At 59.1% G+C, this 14,033-nt stretch carries 12 protein-coding genes; 8 read left to right on the top strand and 4 right to left on the bottom strand.

The window, feature by feature from the left end; genetic code table 11:
• Positions 1-82 precede the first annotated feature (82 nt).
• The 3 genes from topA to DBR00_RS13395 all read left to right on the top strand — a co-directional run bounded on the left by topA (position 83) and on the right by DBR00_RS13395 (position 3,594).
• Entirely contained in the window at positions 83-2,692 is a 2,610-nt protein-coding gene (gene topA, locus DBR00_RS13405) for a type I DNA topoisomerase (protein WP_108487853.1), read from the top strand.
• A 71-nt stretch (positions 2,693-2,763) separates the two neighbouring features.
• Positions 2,764-3,282 (top strand): DUF6586 family protein, encoded by a 519-nt coding sequence (locus DBR00_RS13400; RefSeq protein ID WP_108487854.1) that lies wholly within the window; start codon positions 2,764-2,766, stop codon positions 3,280-3,282.
• Between the two features lie 78 nt (positions 3,283-3,360).
• Positions 3,361-3,594, top strand: a complete 234-nt coding sequence (locus DBR00_RS13395; protein WP_108487855.1) for a hypothetical protein — start codon at positions 3,361-3,363, stop codon at positions 3,592-3,594.
• 134 nt (positions 3,595-3,728) lie between these two features.
• Here the strand turns inward: DBR00_RS13395 and sulA are convergent, their stop codons facing one another.
• Both sulA and lexA read right to left on the bottom strand, forming a co-directional pair.
• Positions 3,729-4,205, bottom strand: coding sequence for an SOS-induced cell division inhibitor SulA (gene sulA, locus DBR00_RS13390; RefSeq protein WP_108487856.1), 477 nt, complete (start codon positions 4,203-4,205; stop codon positions 3,729-3,731).
• A gap of 94 nt (positions 4,206-4,299) precedes the next feature.
• Complete coding sequence (gene lexA / locus DBR00_RS13385; RefSeq protein ID WP_108487857.1) at positions 4,300-4,911, bottom strand: transcriptional repressor LexA; 612 nt, start codon at positions 4,909-4,911, stop codon at positions 4,300-4,302.
• Between the two features lie 271 nt (positions 4,912-5,182).
• Between lexA and DBR00_RS13380 the strand changes: the two genes are divergently transcribed.
• From DBR00_RS13380 to DBR00_RS13365, 4 genes are read left to right on the top strand one after another with little or no spacing between them, the layout of a single operon-like run.
• Positions 5,183-5,890, top strand: coding sequence for a TetR/AcrR family transcriptional regulator (locus DBR00_RS13380; protein ID WP_108487858.1), 708 nt, complete (start codon positions 5,183-5,185; stop codon positions 5,888-5,890).
• A 47-nt stretch (positions 5,891-5,937) separates the two neighbouring features.
• Positions 5,938-6,462, top strand: coding sequence for a L,D-transpeptidase (locus DBR00_RS13375; RefSeq protein ID WP_108487859.1), 525 nt, complete (start codon positions 5,938-5,940; stop codon positions 6,460-6,462).
• Positions 6,463-6,483: 21 nt separating this feature from the next.
• The gene (gene nagZ / locus DBR00_RS13370; RefSeq protein WP_177480000.1) at positions 6,484-7,482 is read left to right on the top strand and encodes a beta-N-acetylhexosaminidase; all 999 of its coding nucleotides are present in this window, start codon (positions 6,484-6,486) and stop codon (positions 7,480-7,482) included.
• A gap of 9 nt (positions 7,483-7,491) precedes the next feature.
• Positions 7,492-8,229 (top strand): S-methyl-5'-thioinosine phosphorylase, encoded by a 738-nt coding sequence (locus DBR00_RS13365; RefSeq protein ID WP_108487861.1) that lies wholly within the window; start codon positions 7,492-7,494, stop codon positions 8,227-8,229.
• A gap of 193 nt (positions 8,230-8,422) precedes the next feature.
• Here DBR00_RS13365 and DBR00_RS13360 read toward each other — a convergent pair whose 3' ends face one another.
• Positions 8,423-8,962, bottom strand: a complete 540-nt coding sequence (locus DBR00_RS13360; protein ID WP_108487862.1) for a CsiV family protein — start codon at positions 8,960-8,962, stop codon at positions 8,423-8,425.
• 3 nt (positions 8,963-8,965) lie between these two features.
• Positions 8,966-12,421 carry a transcription-repair coupling factor gene (mfd, locus tag DBR00_RS13355; protein WP_108487887.1) on the bottom strand — a complete coding sequence of 1,152 codons (3,456 nt, stop codon included), beginning with the start codon at positions 12,419-12,421 and terminating at the stop codon, positions 8,966-8,968.
• Positions 12,422-12,558: 137 nt separating this feature from the next.
• Between mfd and DBR00_RS13350 the strand changes: the two genes are divergently transcribed.
• Positions 12,559-14,025, top strand: a complete 1,467-nt coding sequence (locus DBR00_RS13350) for a glyceraldehyde-3-phosphate dehydrogenase (protein WP_108487863.1) — start codon at positions 12,559-12,561, stop codon at positions 14,023-14,025.
• Positions 14,026-14,033: the final 8 nt, after the last annotated feature.

The raw sequence follows: 14,033 nt of genomic DNA, 5'->3' as shown, positions 1-14,033 counted from the left end.
CACTATATATAGCGGTGCCGCGCTAGCAGGCAGTACAGCGTCTTCCGCATTTTTTTATCGAATTTCAGGAATTTTCCAATCCATGGGCAAATCGCTGGTCATCGTGGAATCCCCGGCCAAGGCCAAGACGATCAACAAGTACTTGGGCAACGAGTACGTGGTGAAGTCGAGCATCGGCCACATCCGTGACCTACCCACCAGTGGTTCGGCAAGTACCGCCAAAGAACCGGTCAAGCGTGGTAAAGCCGCTGCAGGTGAAGTACCGGCGCTGTCGCCCAAGGAAAAAGCCAAGCGTCAGCTATTTGCACGCATGGGGGTTGATCCCGAGCACGGCTGGAAAGCCAAGTACGAGATCCTTCCAGGCAAGGAGAAGGTGGTCGAGGAATTGCGCCGTTTGGCCAAGGACGCCGACACCATCTATCTCGCAACCGACTTGGATCGCGAGGGGGAAGCCATTGCTTGGCACCTGCGTGAATCCATTGGTGGCGATGACAGCCGCTACAAGCGCGTGGTGTTTAACGAAATCACCAAAAAAGCCATCCAGGAAGCGTTCGCCAAGCCCGGCGAGCTGGATATCAATCGGGTTAATGCTCAGCAGGCTCGACGCTTCCTCGACCGCGTGGTGGGTTATATGGTCTCGCCGCTGCTGTGGGCCAAGATTGCGCGTGGCCTGTCGGCTGGCCGTGTACAGTCGGTAGCTGTGAAACTGGTGGTCGAGCGCGAGAAAGAAATCCGCGCCTTCGTGCCGGAAGAATACTGGGAAGTCCATGCCGACCTCGGCACCGCCAAGGGCGCTAACGTGCGCTTTGAAGTGGCGCGGGAAAACGGCAATGCCTTCAAGCCGCTGAATGAGGCCCAGGCCATGGCGGCCCTGGCGACGCTGAAAGCCTCCAGTTACAGCATCAGCAAGCGCGAAGACAAACCGACCAGCAGCAAGCCTTCGGCACCGTTCATTACCTCCACCCTTCAGCAGGCCGCGAGTAACCGCCTGGGCTTTGGGGTGAAAAAGACCATGATGATGGCCCAGCGCTTGTATGAGGCCGGTTACATCACCTATATGCGTACCGACTCGACCAATCTCTCGGCCGATGCCGTGAGCATGGTGCGGGGCTTTATTGAAAGTGAGTTTGGCAAGACGTACCTGCCGGCCAGCCCAATTGCTTACAGCAGTAAAGATGGCGCGCAGGAAGCGCACGAGGCGATTCGTCCTTCCGACGTCAACCTCAAGCCGACTCAGCTGTCGGGCATGGAGCGTGACGCTGAGCGGCTGTACGAGCTGATCTGGCGCCAATTTGTCGCCTGCCAGATGCCGCCGGCTGAATACCTGTCGACCACTGTGACTGTCACGGCGGCGCAGTTCGAGTTGCGTGCCAAGGGCCGTATCCTCAAGTTCGACGGTTATACCCGCGTGTTGCCGCAGCTGAGCAAGCCTGGTGATGACGACGTGTTGCCGGAAATGACTCAGGGCGAAGTACTCAAACTGGTCAAGCTCGACCCCAGCCAGCACTTTACCAAGCCGCCAGCGCGTTACTCGGAAGCTAGCCTCGTCAAGGAAATGGAGAAGCGCGGTATCGGTCGTCCATCTACCTATGCGGCGATTATCGGCACCATCCAAGATCGCGGCTACGTGGCGCTGCACAACCGCCGTTTCTACTCGGAGAAGATGGGCGACATCGTCACCGAGCGTCTGGCAGAAAGCTTCTCCAACCTGATGGACTACGGTTTTACCGCCGGCATGGAAGAGCATCTGGACGATGTAGCTCAGGGCGAGCGCGAGTGGAAGCACGTGCTGGATGAGTTCTATGGTGACTTCAAGAAGAAGCTTGAAGCTGCGGAATCAGGCGAGGGCGGCATGCGTGCCAATCAGCCAACGTTGACCGATATCGCCTGCCGTGATTGTGGTCGGCCGATGACCATTCGAACTGCCTCCACTGGTGTATTCCTTGGCTGTTCTGGCTATGCCCTACCGCCGAAAGAGCGCTGTAAGGCCACCGTCAATCTGGTGCCGGGCGATGAAATCGCTGCGGACGATGAGGGTGAGTCGGAGTCGCGCGTGTTGCTCGGCAAGCACCGCTGTCCGATCTGCTCGACCGCGATGGACGCCTACCTGCTCGACGAAACCCGCAAGTTGCATATCTGTGGCAACAATCCGGATTGCAGCGGTTATGAAGTCGAGCAGGGCCAGTACCGCATCAAGGGCTATGAAGGCCCGAGTCTCGATTGCGACAAGTGCGGCAGTCAGATGCAGTTGAAGACAGGCCGTTTTGGCAAGTTCTTCGGCTGCACCAACAGCGAGTGTAAGAACACCCGCAAACTGCTCAAAAGCGGTGAAGCGGCGCCGCCGAAGATGGATCCGGTGAAGATGCCGGAACTCAAATGCGAGAAGGTCAACGACACCTATATTTTGCGCGACGGTGCTTCGGGTCTGTTTCTCGCTGCCAGTCAATTCCCGAAAAACCGAGAGACGCGCGCGCCGTTGGTGGTCGAGTTGATTCCGCACCGTGATGAGATCGACCCCAAGTACCACTTCCTCTGCGATGCGCCTCAGAAGGACCCGCAAGGGCGCGCCGCCGTGGTGCGTTACAGCCGCAAGACCAAAGAGCAGTACGTACAGACTGAGGTTGATGGCAAGCCTACAGGATGGCGTGCGTTTTTTGATGGCGGCAAGTGGAAAGTCGAAGACAAGAGCTGATCTAGCGGAGCGCGTGTCGGCCATTGACTGGCACGCGTATGCTTATCCAATCCGCTGTGGAGGGTGCCGCAATGGCCAATGAACTCTATACCCGCACCAACCAGAAAATCTTCTATGCCGGTCTGGCGCTGGAGTCCTGGCGTAAGGCTGAACAAAGTCAGAGCATGAATGCCTTGGCTTTGATCCAGGCTGAGCGTGAGGCTGCGTTGTTTCATCTCTATGGTGCCCTGCTCGGTCTGTGCCATGAGATTGCCGGTTACTACCGTTTGCCGGACAGCACTTCGCCACGTGCAGAGCGCTTTCTCACGGAGGACGTGCTGCAGGCGGCGCCAAGCCAGGAGTTGGGCGAGCTGGTTGAACTGGCGCAGTCAGCCGATAGTTGGGTCGCGCAACTGCTCAAAGGCTATGCCGAGTTGTTTCAGCCACCGCAGGCTGGAAAGAAGGCTAAGGTCGATCCCACTACACCGTTGATTACCGCGGTCAGCCTAGATGAAGAAGTCATGCCGTTAACGCAGGAAACGCTGGAGACGTGGCGTCAGCAGCTGAAGGCTCTGGCGCAACGGTTTCGAGAAACCTTGATCGAGTGGTAAGGCGCTGATTGGACCGGCGGACTAGGGCGAGCCCGAGTCGGCTGTTACACTGTTGGCCTATTGTGGAGAGCTAAGCCAATGCCTACATCATTCTTGGAAATTGTAGAATTGCCCGACGGGCGTATTGCCCTGCGTCGTGCAGAGGATGAGGAGTCGCTGGTGGTGCTGGATTTCTCTGCCGATGCCAAGGCCTTTCTGCAGGGGCAGCATGTTGAGGTGGCCAAAGCCATGCTCAATGTGGGTGTGCAGATGGCAGGGCGATTGGCTGAAAATAATTTTCAGCAGGAAGAAAGCCCTCGAGTTCTGCATTGATTACAGAGTTCTTGCGGTCTGAAATTACAACGATCTGCTAGCGTTGTTGTTTTGTTGTTTTGTTGTTTTGTTGTTTTGTTGTCTAGGCTTCTTTCGGCTAATCCGCACTGTCCTTGTGCGCGGCTTTCGGCCAATTATCCAAGGCTGATATTCAAGCTTTGCGCCTTGCCCTGGTGGGCCGCTTGCTCAAGCTGTTGCCGCGCTTGACGTTCCAGTGGGTGCAGCCAGCTGACTACAGTATGGCTACGACCCAGTGTCAGGGCCTGTTGTGCCAGCTCCAGCGCGCTTTGTGCCCCGCGTGGGTGCAGCAGCAGAATGCGTTCGCGGTTCAGGCCCGCTTTGCGTAGCCAAGTTTGGGTAAGGCTCGACGGCGGCGCAATCAGGGTTAGCCAGCGCTCATCGTGGTTATCGCTAAGCTCACGCAGAATTGGTGCTAGAAGGTTCAGGCAGTGCCCGGTCGCGCCACGCAGCGACAGTTCACTGAACTTCTCTGTCTCATTATCCTGCCAGGGTAGCTCAGCGCTATCGGCAAGTAATGGCGTCACCGTCGATGCCAGAAATGCATCGAACAAAGGTAGTTGTGTACGGTTCAGTGAATGTGGGAACTGCATAGATCCTCCACTATCAGGTAGTTGAAAACTACCTGTGTTGTCGATACTGCGTTAAAAATGTCTCGCCTGCCTCGCCTACGTTTTCAACGTCCTGCTAGCGGCGGATAACGCCGACGCTCAAACCTTCAATAATCAGATCCTGTTCTTCCAGGTTTACTTCGATCGGCGCGAACTCCGGATTTTCTGCAATCAGCCAGACCTTGTTGCCTTCACGCTTGAAACGTTTGACTGTAACTTCATCGTCCAGGCGCGCCACTACCACTTGCCCGTTACGGGCTTCACGGGTGGTGTGAACGGCCAGCAGATCACCATCGAAGATGCCGATGTCTTTCATGCTCATACCGCTTACACGTAGCAAGTAATCAGCCTTGGGGTGGAAGAAATCAGGGTTGATCTTGCAGGAGTCTTCGACATGCTGCTGCGCCAGAATCGGCGCACCTGCAGCGACGCGCCCAATCACCGGTAAGCCGTCCTCTTCTTCGGCGTTGGGCTCGAAGCCTGGGATGCGAATACCGCGCGACGCCCCGGGAGTCATTTCGATGGCCCCCTTGCGAGCCAGTGCCTTGAGGTGTTCTTCCGCTGCGTTGGGGGATTTGAAACCCAGTTTCAAGGCGATTTCCGCTCGTGTAGGCGGGTAGCCATTGTCTTCAAGGCATTGCTTGATGAAAGCGAGAATTTCAGCTTGTCGCGGCGTCAGTTTTAGCATGGTCGGCTCTGTTTTTTTGTACAGTGACTGGAATTATATACAGTGATCGACGATTGGCAATCCTTGTGTTGTGATCTCTACTCAATTGACCTTTACATCGTCTGTTCAGTGCACTGTTACTCAGGCCGTTTATGGGGCGTCTAGCTAGGGTTGACCTGTGCCTTTGCCGGATGTCTGTGACCACCCGGCCACAAGATGGTTTGCTCGGCTTGACAAGGCGGGCAGCTGAAACGTATGTTTCAAACAAGTGTTTGTTCAGATGAAAAGAGTCATGGCCCAGTCGGAAACCGTTGAACGCATTCTCGATGCGGCAGAGCAGCTTTTTGCGGAGAAAGGTTTCGCAGAAACTTCTCTGCGTTTGATCACCAGCAAGGCAGGGGTGAACCTGGCGGCGGTGAATTATCACTTCGGCTCGAAAAAGGCCCTGATTCAGGCGGTGTTCTCGCGCTTTCTCGGGCCTTTCTGCGTAAGCCTGGAGCGTGAACTGGATCGTCGTCAGGCCAAGCCGGAAACCAAGGCCAGTCTCGAAGAGCTGCTGGAGTTACTGGTCGAGCAGGCGCTGGCAGTAAAGCCGCGCAGTGGTAACGACCTGTCAATCTTTATGCGTTTGCTGGGCCTGGCTTTTAGCCAGAGCCAGGGACACCTGCGTAAGTACCTCGAAGAGGTGTACGGCAAGGTGTTCCGCCGTTACATGCAGCTGGTGCATGAGGCCGCTCCGCGTATTCCGCCACTGGAACTGTTCTGGCGTGTGCACTTTATGCTCGGCGCTGCGGCGTTCAGCATGTCCGGGATCAAGGCTCTGCGCGCGATGTCGGAAACCGATTTCGGCGTTAATACCTCGATTGAGCAGGTGATGCGCCTGATGGTGCCATTTCTGGCTGCCGGCATGCGTTCGGAAACCGGCCTGACCGATGAAACCCTGGCCAGCGCACAGCTCAAACCACGCACCAAGATGCCAGCCATCCCTAGCAAAGTTTGACCTTGGCGGGTGGGCTTGGTGGATTTGATCCGCTAAGCTAGCCGCCCATGGTTACTCTCGATTTTCTGCATATTTCCCTCGCCGATCAGTGCCTGTATGGTTTTGCCAATGGGCAGTTGCGGCTGCGCCTGAGTGTTTCCACCGCGCTGAATGGTGCCGGTGAGCGTAATGGTTCCGGCTGTACGCCGCGTGGCTTGCACAAGGTGCGGGCGAAGATTGGTGAGGGCTTGCCGAGCGCTGCCGTGCTCCGCGGTAGGCGCTGGACCGGCGAAGTCTGGTCGCCCGAGTTGCATGCGCAATTTCCCGGGCGCGACTGGATTCTTACGCGCATTCTCTGGTTGAGTGGTTGTGAGCCTGGGCGCAATCGTCTGGGCGCTGTTGATACCTTTCGCCGCTATATCTACATACACGGTACGCCGGACAGCGAGCCTATGGGCGTGGCGCTGTCACATGGCTGTGTGCGCCTTCGCAACAGCGACCTGCTGGAACTCTTTGCGCGTGTCCCGGTTCAATGTGCGGTACAAATTGACGAGGCCGCCTGCCCCGACTGGGCAACGGCGCCTCTTATTTAAGGACGGGGTGTGAGTACACGCATGCAAGGTTCATTGATGCTGGATATCGCCGGCACCTGGCTGACCGCTGAGGATCGCCAGATCCTGCGTCAGCCGCAGGTTGCCGGGTTGATTCTGTTTGCCCGCAATATTGAAGACCCGCGCCAAGTGCGTGAGCTGTCCGCTGCGATTCGCGCGGTGCGTCCGGACCTGCTGCTGGCGGTGGATCAGGAGGGCGGGCGCGTACAGCGTCTGCGTCAGGGCTTTGTGCGCTTGCCGGCGATGCGTGCGTTGGCCGATAACGCCAATGCCGAGTATCTGGCTGAGCAGTGCGGCTGGGTCATGGCGACCGAAGTGCTGGCGGCAGGCTTGGACCTGAGTTTCGCCCCGGTGCTGGATCTCGATCATCAGCGCAGCGCCGTGGTCGGCAGCCGTTCCTTTGAGGGCGATGTGCGGCGCGCGACTTTGCTGGCCGGCGCTTTTATCCGTGGGATGAATGCCGCTGGCATGGCCGCTACCGGCAAGCATTTCCCCGGGCATGGCTGGGCGGAAGCGGATTCCCATGTGGCCATCCCAGTGGATGAGCGCAGTCTGGAGCAGATTCGTGCAGTCGATTTGCAGCCCTTTGCACAGTTGAGCCGGCAGTTGGCTGCGGTGATGCCCGCCCATGTGATCTACCCTCAGGTGGACAGTCAGCCGGCGGGTTTCTCCGGGCGCTGGCTGCAAGATATTCTGCGTGGCGAGCTGGCCTTTGATGGGGTGATCTTCAGCGATGATTTGTCCATGGCCGGCGCTCATGTGGTCGGCGATGCGGCCTGCCGTATTGAGGCAGCGCTGACAGCAGGTTGTGATATGGGCCTGGTGTGCAATGACCGGGCAGCGGCGGAGCAGGCCCTGAGCGCCTTGCAACGACTCAAGGTAGAACCACCGCAAGGCCTGGCACGGATGCGCCGACAGGCCTTCCCGGGTATCGAGTATCGGCAGAGCCCGCGTTGGCAGGCAGCACTTGGCAGCCTGCGTGATGCGCAATTAATCGACTAGGGGTAAGGGATGACGGTTTACGCGATTATCGGCGGTACGGGGCTGACCAAGTTGGACGGCCTGACCATCAAGGCCGCGCTGCATATCGATACGCCCTATGGCGCGCCCTCTGCGGCGGTGCTCAAAGGCGACTATGCCGGCCGCGAGGTGCTGTTTCTCGCGCGTCACGGCCATCCGCACCGTATTCCGCCGCATCAGGTCAACTACCGCGCCAACCTCTGGGCGCTGCGTGAGGCGGGGGCCAAGGCTATCATCGCCGTGAACGCCGTAGGCGGTATTCACTCGGCCATGGGCACCGGGCACTTCTGCCTGCCGCATCAGATCATCGATTACACCTACGGGCGTGAGCACACCTTTTTTGAGGGTGAGCTGGAACATGTCACCCATGTCGATTTCAGCCATCCCTATGACGCTGGGCTGCGCACCAAGCTGGCCAATGCACTGGCTGCCGAACACTGTGCGTTCAGCAGTCATGGGCTGTACGGCTGTACCCAGGGCCCGCGCCTGGAAACCGCTGCGGAAATCGCACGAATGGAGCGTGACGGCTGTGACATCGTCGGTATGACCGGTATGCCGGAAGCTGTGCTGGCCCGTGAGCTGGCTTTACCCTATGCCTGCTTGGCACTGGTGGTAAACCCTGCTGCCGGAAAGTCCCGTGCGCTGATCACCATGGCGGAAATCGAGCGCGCTCTGGACGAAGGGATGGGTACGGTCAAGGCCGTATTGGCGCGGGTGCTGGCCAGCTGACTGGGCATGCTGCAATAAAAAAGGGCCGCGCAATGCGGCCTTTTTTGAGTTCTCAGAAGCTAGTTACGCTCTTGCGAGCTAGAGCCATGCAAGGCAAGAACAGGCGAGGAAGCGGAGTCTACTGATGTAAATAAGCATTCCGAGCCTGTTTTTAACGCAGTAGAGCCGACGCGCAGCTGATCGTAAGAAGGTTCTACAGTGGACTGACGCGAATCAGCATGCCAAGGCTGCCATTATCGACAAAGGTCAGCTCGCCGCTTTTCAGACGGCTGCTCTGCTTGATGCGCTCGCTGTCGTTGAGGATGCCGCTTGCGTCGAGCTGGTTGACCCAGATATCACTGTCCAGCTCGATCACGCGGCTGGCTTTAAGGCTGATGGTGCCTTCGACGGGGTAGTGGCCGAACTGCTCAGTGCCGGTGCTGATGGCGACGCGACTGCTCGACTCGCCCAGGCTTTGTGACCAGGCTTTGTGCAGCAAGACCTGATAACCGCTGGCAGGGCTGAGTTTGCCGGCTTCGGCATTCAGGGCGGTGCTGCGGCTGTTGCTGCCGTCCACCGGCAGTGCGTTCTGCGCCCAACTGTCCGGCGGTAGCTGGCCGGCGGAAATCGGTGTGGCGGCCTGGCGGAATACGATGACTTCAACCTGGTACAGGCTTTCAGCCAGGGCAGCAGTGCTGCTGAGCAGTCCCAGCAGAATAAGCGGCAGCAAGGCCAGGGTGCGGAGTGCGCGCATGGGTCAGTCCTTTACAGAGTGCGAAAGTAAACGCTCGAGCAGGGCCTCGAGGGTGTTGAATCGTTCTTCCGGGCGCTCCATCGGCACCGAGAAGCGGAACAGCGTTGCGCCTTCAAACTTATAGCGCGTGGGCTGGCTCTGGATCAGTTTGATCAGGGTCAGCGGGTCAACACAGGTGTCGGCGGCAAATTCGATACGCCCGCCTTGTGGGCCAGCGTCGATTTTTTTGATGCCGAGCTTTTCGGCCTGCAGTTTAAGCAGGGTGATACGCACCAGATTCTTGGTCGGCTCGGGCAGCAAGCCGAAGCGGTCGATCATCTCCACCTGCAACTCTTTGAGCCCGTCCTCGTCGACGGCGTTGGCGATGCGCTTGTACAGAATCAGCCGTGCATGCACATCTGGTAGGTAGTCTTCAGGAATCAAGGCCGGCACGCGCAGGTTGATTTCCGGGCCGCCACCCAGTGGCTGATCCAGGTTGGGTTGCTCGCCTTTGCGGATTGATTTCACCGCGCGTTCAAGCATTTCCATGTAGAGGGTGAAGCCGACGGCCTGGATCTGGCCGCTTTGACCGTCGCCGAGCAATTCACCGGCTCCGCGAATTTCCAAGTCATGGGTGGCCAACACAAAGCCTGCACCGAGGTCTTGTGCATTGCTGATGGCCTCGAGGCGTTTTTGTGCGTCTTCGGTCATCTGCTTGCGCGGTGGTATCAGCAGGTAGGCGTAGGCCTGGTGGTGACTGCGGCCAACACGACCACGCAGTTGGTGCAGTTGGGCCAGGCCGAATTTGTCGGCACGCTCGATGATGATGGTGTTGGCGCTCGGCACGTCGATACCGGTTTCGATGATGGTCGAGGCGATCAGCACATTGAAGCGCTTGTGGTAGAAGTCGCTCATCACCTGTTCCAGCTCGCGCTCGCGCATCTGCCCATGGCCGATGCCGATGCGCGCTTCGGGCACCAATTCGGCGAGGTCGGCGGCACACTTCTCGATGGTCTTCACATCGTTGTGCAGGTAGTACACCTGCCCACCGCGCAGTAACTCGCGCAGCAGGGCTTCCTTGATCGTCGGGTTGTTCTGTTCCATGACGAAGGTGCGCACCGACAGCCGGCGTGCCGGCGGGGTGGCAATAATCGACAGGTCACGCATGCCGGCCACGGCCATGTTCAGGGTGCGCGGAATCGGCGTGGCGGTCAGGGTGAGGATGTCCACTTCGCTACGCAGGGCCTTGAGCTGCTCCTTCTGGCGCACGCCAAAGCGGTGTTCCTCGTCGATGATGCACAGGCCCAAGTCCTTGAAGCGCACATCGTCCTGCAAGAGTTTGTGGGTGCCGATGACAATATCGATCTTGCCTTCAGCCAGTTTGACCACGGCTTCGTTCACTTCCCTGGCGGACTTGAAACGGCTCATGACCTCAACCGTGACGGGCCAATCGGCAAAGCGGTCGCGGAAACTGTTGTAGTGCTGTTGGGCCAGCAAGGTTGTGGGCACCAAGACCGCCACCTGACGGCCGCTGTGCACGGCTATAAAGGCTGCGCGCATGGCCACTTCGGTTTTGCCGAAGCCGACATCGCCGCAGACCAGGCGATCCATGGGCTTGGGCGCGAGCATGTCGGCCAGCACCGCTTCAATGGCGGTCTGTTGGTCCGGGGTTTCCTCGAAGGGGAAGCCGGCGCTGAAGGTGGCGTAGTCGGCCATGGGGTCTTTGAAGGCATAGCCTTCGCGGGCGGCTCGGCGGGCATAGATGTCGAGCAGCTCGGCCGCCACATCGCGTACCTGCTCGGCCGCTTTGCGCTTGGCCTTCTGCCAGGTTTCCGAGCCCAGGCGGTGCAGCGGTGCCAAGGCATCATCACTGCCGGTGTAGCGGGCGATCAGGTGCAGGCTGGCCACCGGCACGTAGAGCTTGGCTTCTTCGGCGTACATCAGGGCGAGAAATTCGGCGGCCTGGCCGTCGATTTCCAGGGTGACCAGGCCCAGGTAACGGCCGACGCCGTGATCAATGTGCACCACCGGTGAGCCTTCGCGCAGTTCGGTGAGGTTCTTGATCACGTTGTCGCCGCCGTCGCGCGACTTCTCGCGGCGACGGCGTTGCATGACGCGCTGGCCGAACAGCGGGCTTTCTGCGATCAGCGCCAGCTCATCGAGCAGCAAACCTTCATCCAGCGGCGCGATGCAGATGCCTAAGCGCTCTTTACTGGCGGCAAACGTTGGCCAGCCGTCGACTTCCTTCGGCTTGAGCTTGAGGCGGGCGAGCAGTTCCAGCAGCACTTCACGGCGGCCGGCCGATTCGGCGCAAAACAGCACGCGGCCCGGGTACTCCTCGATAAAGCGGCGCAGGGCGGCCAGCGGTTCACCGGCCTTGGCCTGAATGGCCAGATCGGGCAGGGCGCGGGCATTGAAGCGGGTGCGGCCGACGCCTTCTTCGATGTCATCCTGGCTGACCACCACGCGCGGCCAGTTTTTCAGGCGGGCAAAGCAGTCTTCTACCGGCAGGAAAATATCACCCGGCGGCAGCAGTGGGCGCTCCGGGTCAACGCGGCGGTCTTCATAGCGGCTGCGTGCGTCTACCCAGAACTGCTCGGCGGCTTTCTCGATGCCCGGCAGGGAAAACACCTGAGTGTCTGCAGGCAGGTAGTCAAAGAGCGTGGCGGTTTCTTCAAAAAACAGCGGCAGGTAGTACTCGATACCGGCCGGGGTGATGCCGGTGCTCAGGTCCTGATAGATCGGGCAGCGGCGAAAGTCCACATCAAAGCGCTCACGAAAGCGTCCGCGAAAATCGGTAACGGCTTTCTTTTCCAGCGGAAACTCGCGCGCCGGCAGCAGCTTGACCGAGTCAACTTTATCGATGGAGCGCTGACTTTCCGGATCAAAGGTGCGCAGTGTTTCGATTTCATCATCGAACAGGTCGATGCGGTAGGGCTGACCGCTGCCCATCGGGAACAGGTCGATCAGTGCGCCGCGCACGGCAAACTCGCCATGTTCATAGACCGTATCGACGCAGCGGTAACCGGCGGCTTCGAGGTTGCCGCGCATCTGATTGACGTCCACCTGCTGGCCTACCTGCAGCACCAGACTGCTGCCCAGCAGAAAGCGCTTGGGCGCCAGACGATGTAGGGCTGTAGTGATCGGGACTACCAGGACGCCGTGTTTCAGCTCAGGCAGGCGATAGAGTGCCGCGATACGCTGGGAAATGATGTCCTGATGCGGTGAAAACAGGTCGTAGGGCAGGGTTTCCCAGTCGGGGAAATGCAGCACGGGCAAATCCGGAGCGAAAAAGCTCAGCTCTTCTTGCAGGCGCTCGGCACTCTGGCTGTCGGCTGTCAGCAGCAGGGTAAAACGCTTGGCATGGCTGGCGGCTTCGGCAATGGCCAGGCTCAGCGCAGCTCCGGGGAGGTTGCCCCAGTGTTGTTTCCCGGCAGTCGCGGGCAGGGACGGTAGGCGCAGTACGGACGCGGTCGGCACAGACACAGGCGGCTCACGGTCAAGACACAAGGTCGGCGATTGTAGCGGGCGTTGATGCTCGGTGTCAGTTACGACAGTCGTGCATTGCTCATGCTTGCGCTCGCCGTCATAATGTAGCCCCTTTTTTCAGCCCCTACATGTGGAAGGTACTGCCCGTGACTCAGAAGCCCGACCAGTGTCTCGGTGAGTGGATCGATCGAGAAGCCCTTGCGGAAGCCATGATTCCGATGATTGGCCAGCTCTACCGTAACAACAACGTGGTCACCTCGATCTACGGCCGCGGTCTGATCAACCGCTCGGTGATCGATATTCTCAAGGCCCACCGCTTCGCGCGCCACCGTCTGGTGGGTGACAGCGAATTGTCGGTGCACGATACCTTCCCGGTCCTCAAAGCCATGACCGAGCTCAAGCTGGGCGCCGCATCCGTGGACCTCGGCAAGATGGTCAGCAAGTTCAAGACCGATGGCCAGAACCGCAGCATCGAACAGTTCGTCAAGGATGAACTGGTTGAAGTGGTGGGCAAGCAGAACGGTGAAGCCCGCGAAGGCACTGACGTGGTGCTGTATGGCTTCGGTCGTATCGGCCGCCTGCTGGCACGCATCCTGATCGAGAAAACCGGTGGCGGCGACGGCCTGCGTCTGCGTGCCATCGTTGTGCGCAAAGGTGCCAGCAATGACCTGGTCAAGCGCGCCAGTCTGCTGCGTCGTGATTCGGTACATGGCAAGTTCGACGGCACCATCACTATCGACGAAGAGAACAACACCCTGACGGCCAATGGCAATCTGATCCAGGTGATCTACGCCAAGGACCCGAAAGAAGTCGACTACACCCAGTACGGCATCAAGAACGCCCTGCTGGTCGACAACACCGGTGTGTGGCGTGATGCCGACGGCCTGGGCCAGCACCTGGCTTGCCCGGGTGTTGACCGCGTAGTGCTGACTGCGCCTGGCAAGGGCGCGCTGAAAAACATCGTGCACGGCATCAACCACGGCGAAATCACCGCAGATGACAAAATCATCTCGGCGGCTTCCTGCACCACCAACGCCATCGTGCCGGTGCTGAAAGCGGTGAATGATCAGTACGGCATCGTCAACGGTCACGTTGAAACCGTGCACTCGTACACCAACGACCAGAACCTGATCGACAACTTCCACAAGGGCGATCGCCGTGGTCGTAGCGCGCCGCTGAACATGGTAATCACCGAGACCGGTGCCGCCACTGCAGCTGCCAAGGCGCTGCCTGTGTTGAAGGGTAAACTGACCGGCAACGCCATTCGTGTGCCGACGCCGAACGTGTCGATGGCCATTCTCAACCTGAACCTTGAGAAAGCCACCACCCGCGAAGAGATCAATGAGTACCTGCGCCAGATGGCCATGCACTCGGATCTGCAGAAGCAGATCGACTTCGTGCAGTCGCAGGAAGTGGTGTCCACCGACTTCGTCGGTTCGCGCCACGCCGGTGTGGTCGATGCTGAAGCCACCATCTGCAATGACAACCGCGTTGTGCTGTACGTGTGGTACGACAATGAATTCGGTTACAGCTGCCAGGTGGTGCGTGTGATGGAAGATATGGCTGGGGTCAACCCGCCGGCTTTCCCGCGCTAAGCGCAGGT

The organism is Pseudomonas sp. HMWF032 (assembly GCF_003060885.1).
Classification (GTDB): domain Bacteria; phylum Pseudomonadota; class Gammaproteobacteria; order Pseudomonadales; family Pseudomonadaceae; genus Aquipseudomonas.
This window is presented reverse-complemented; position numbering and strand designations above follow the sequence as displayed.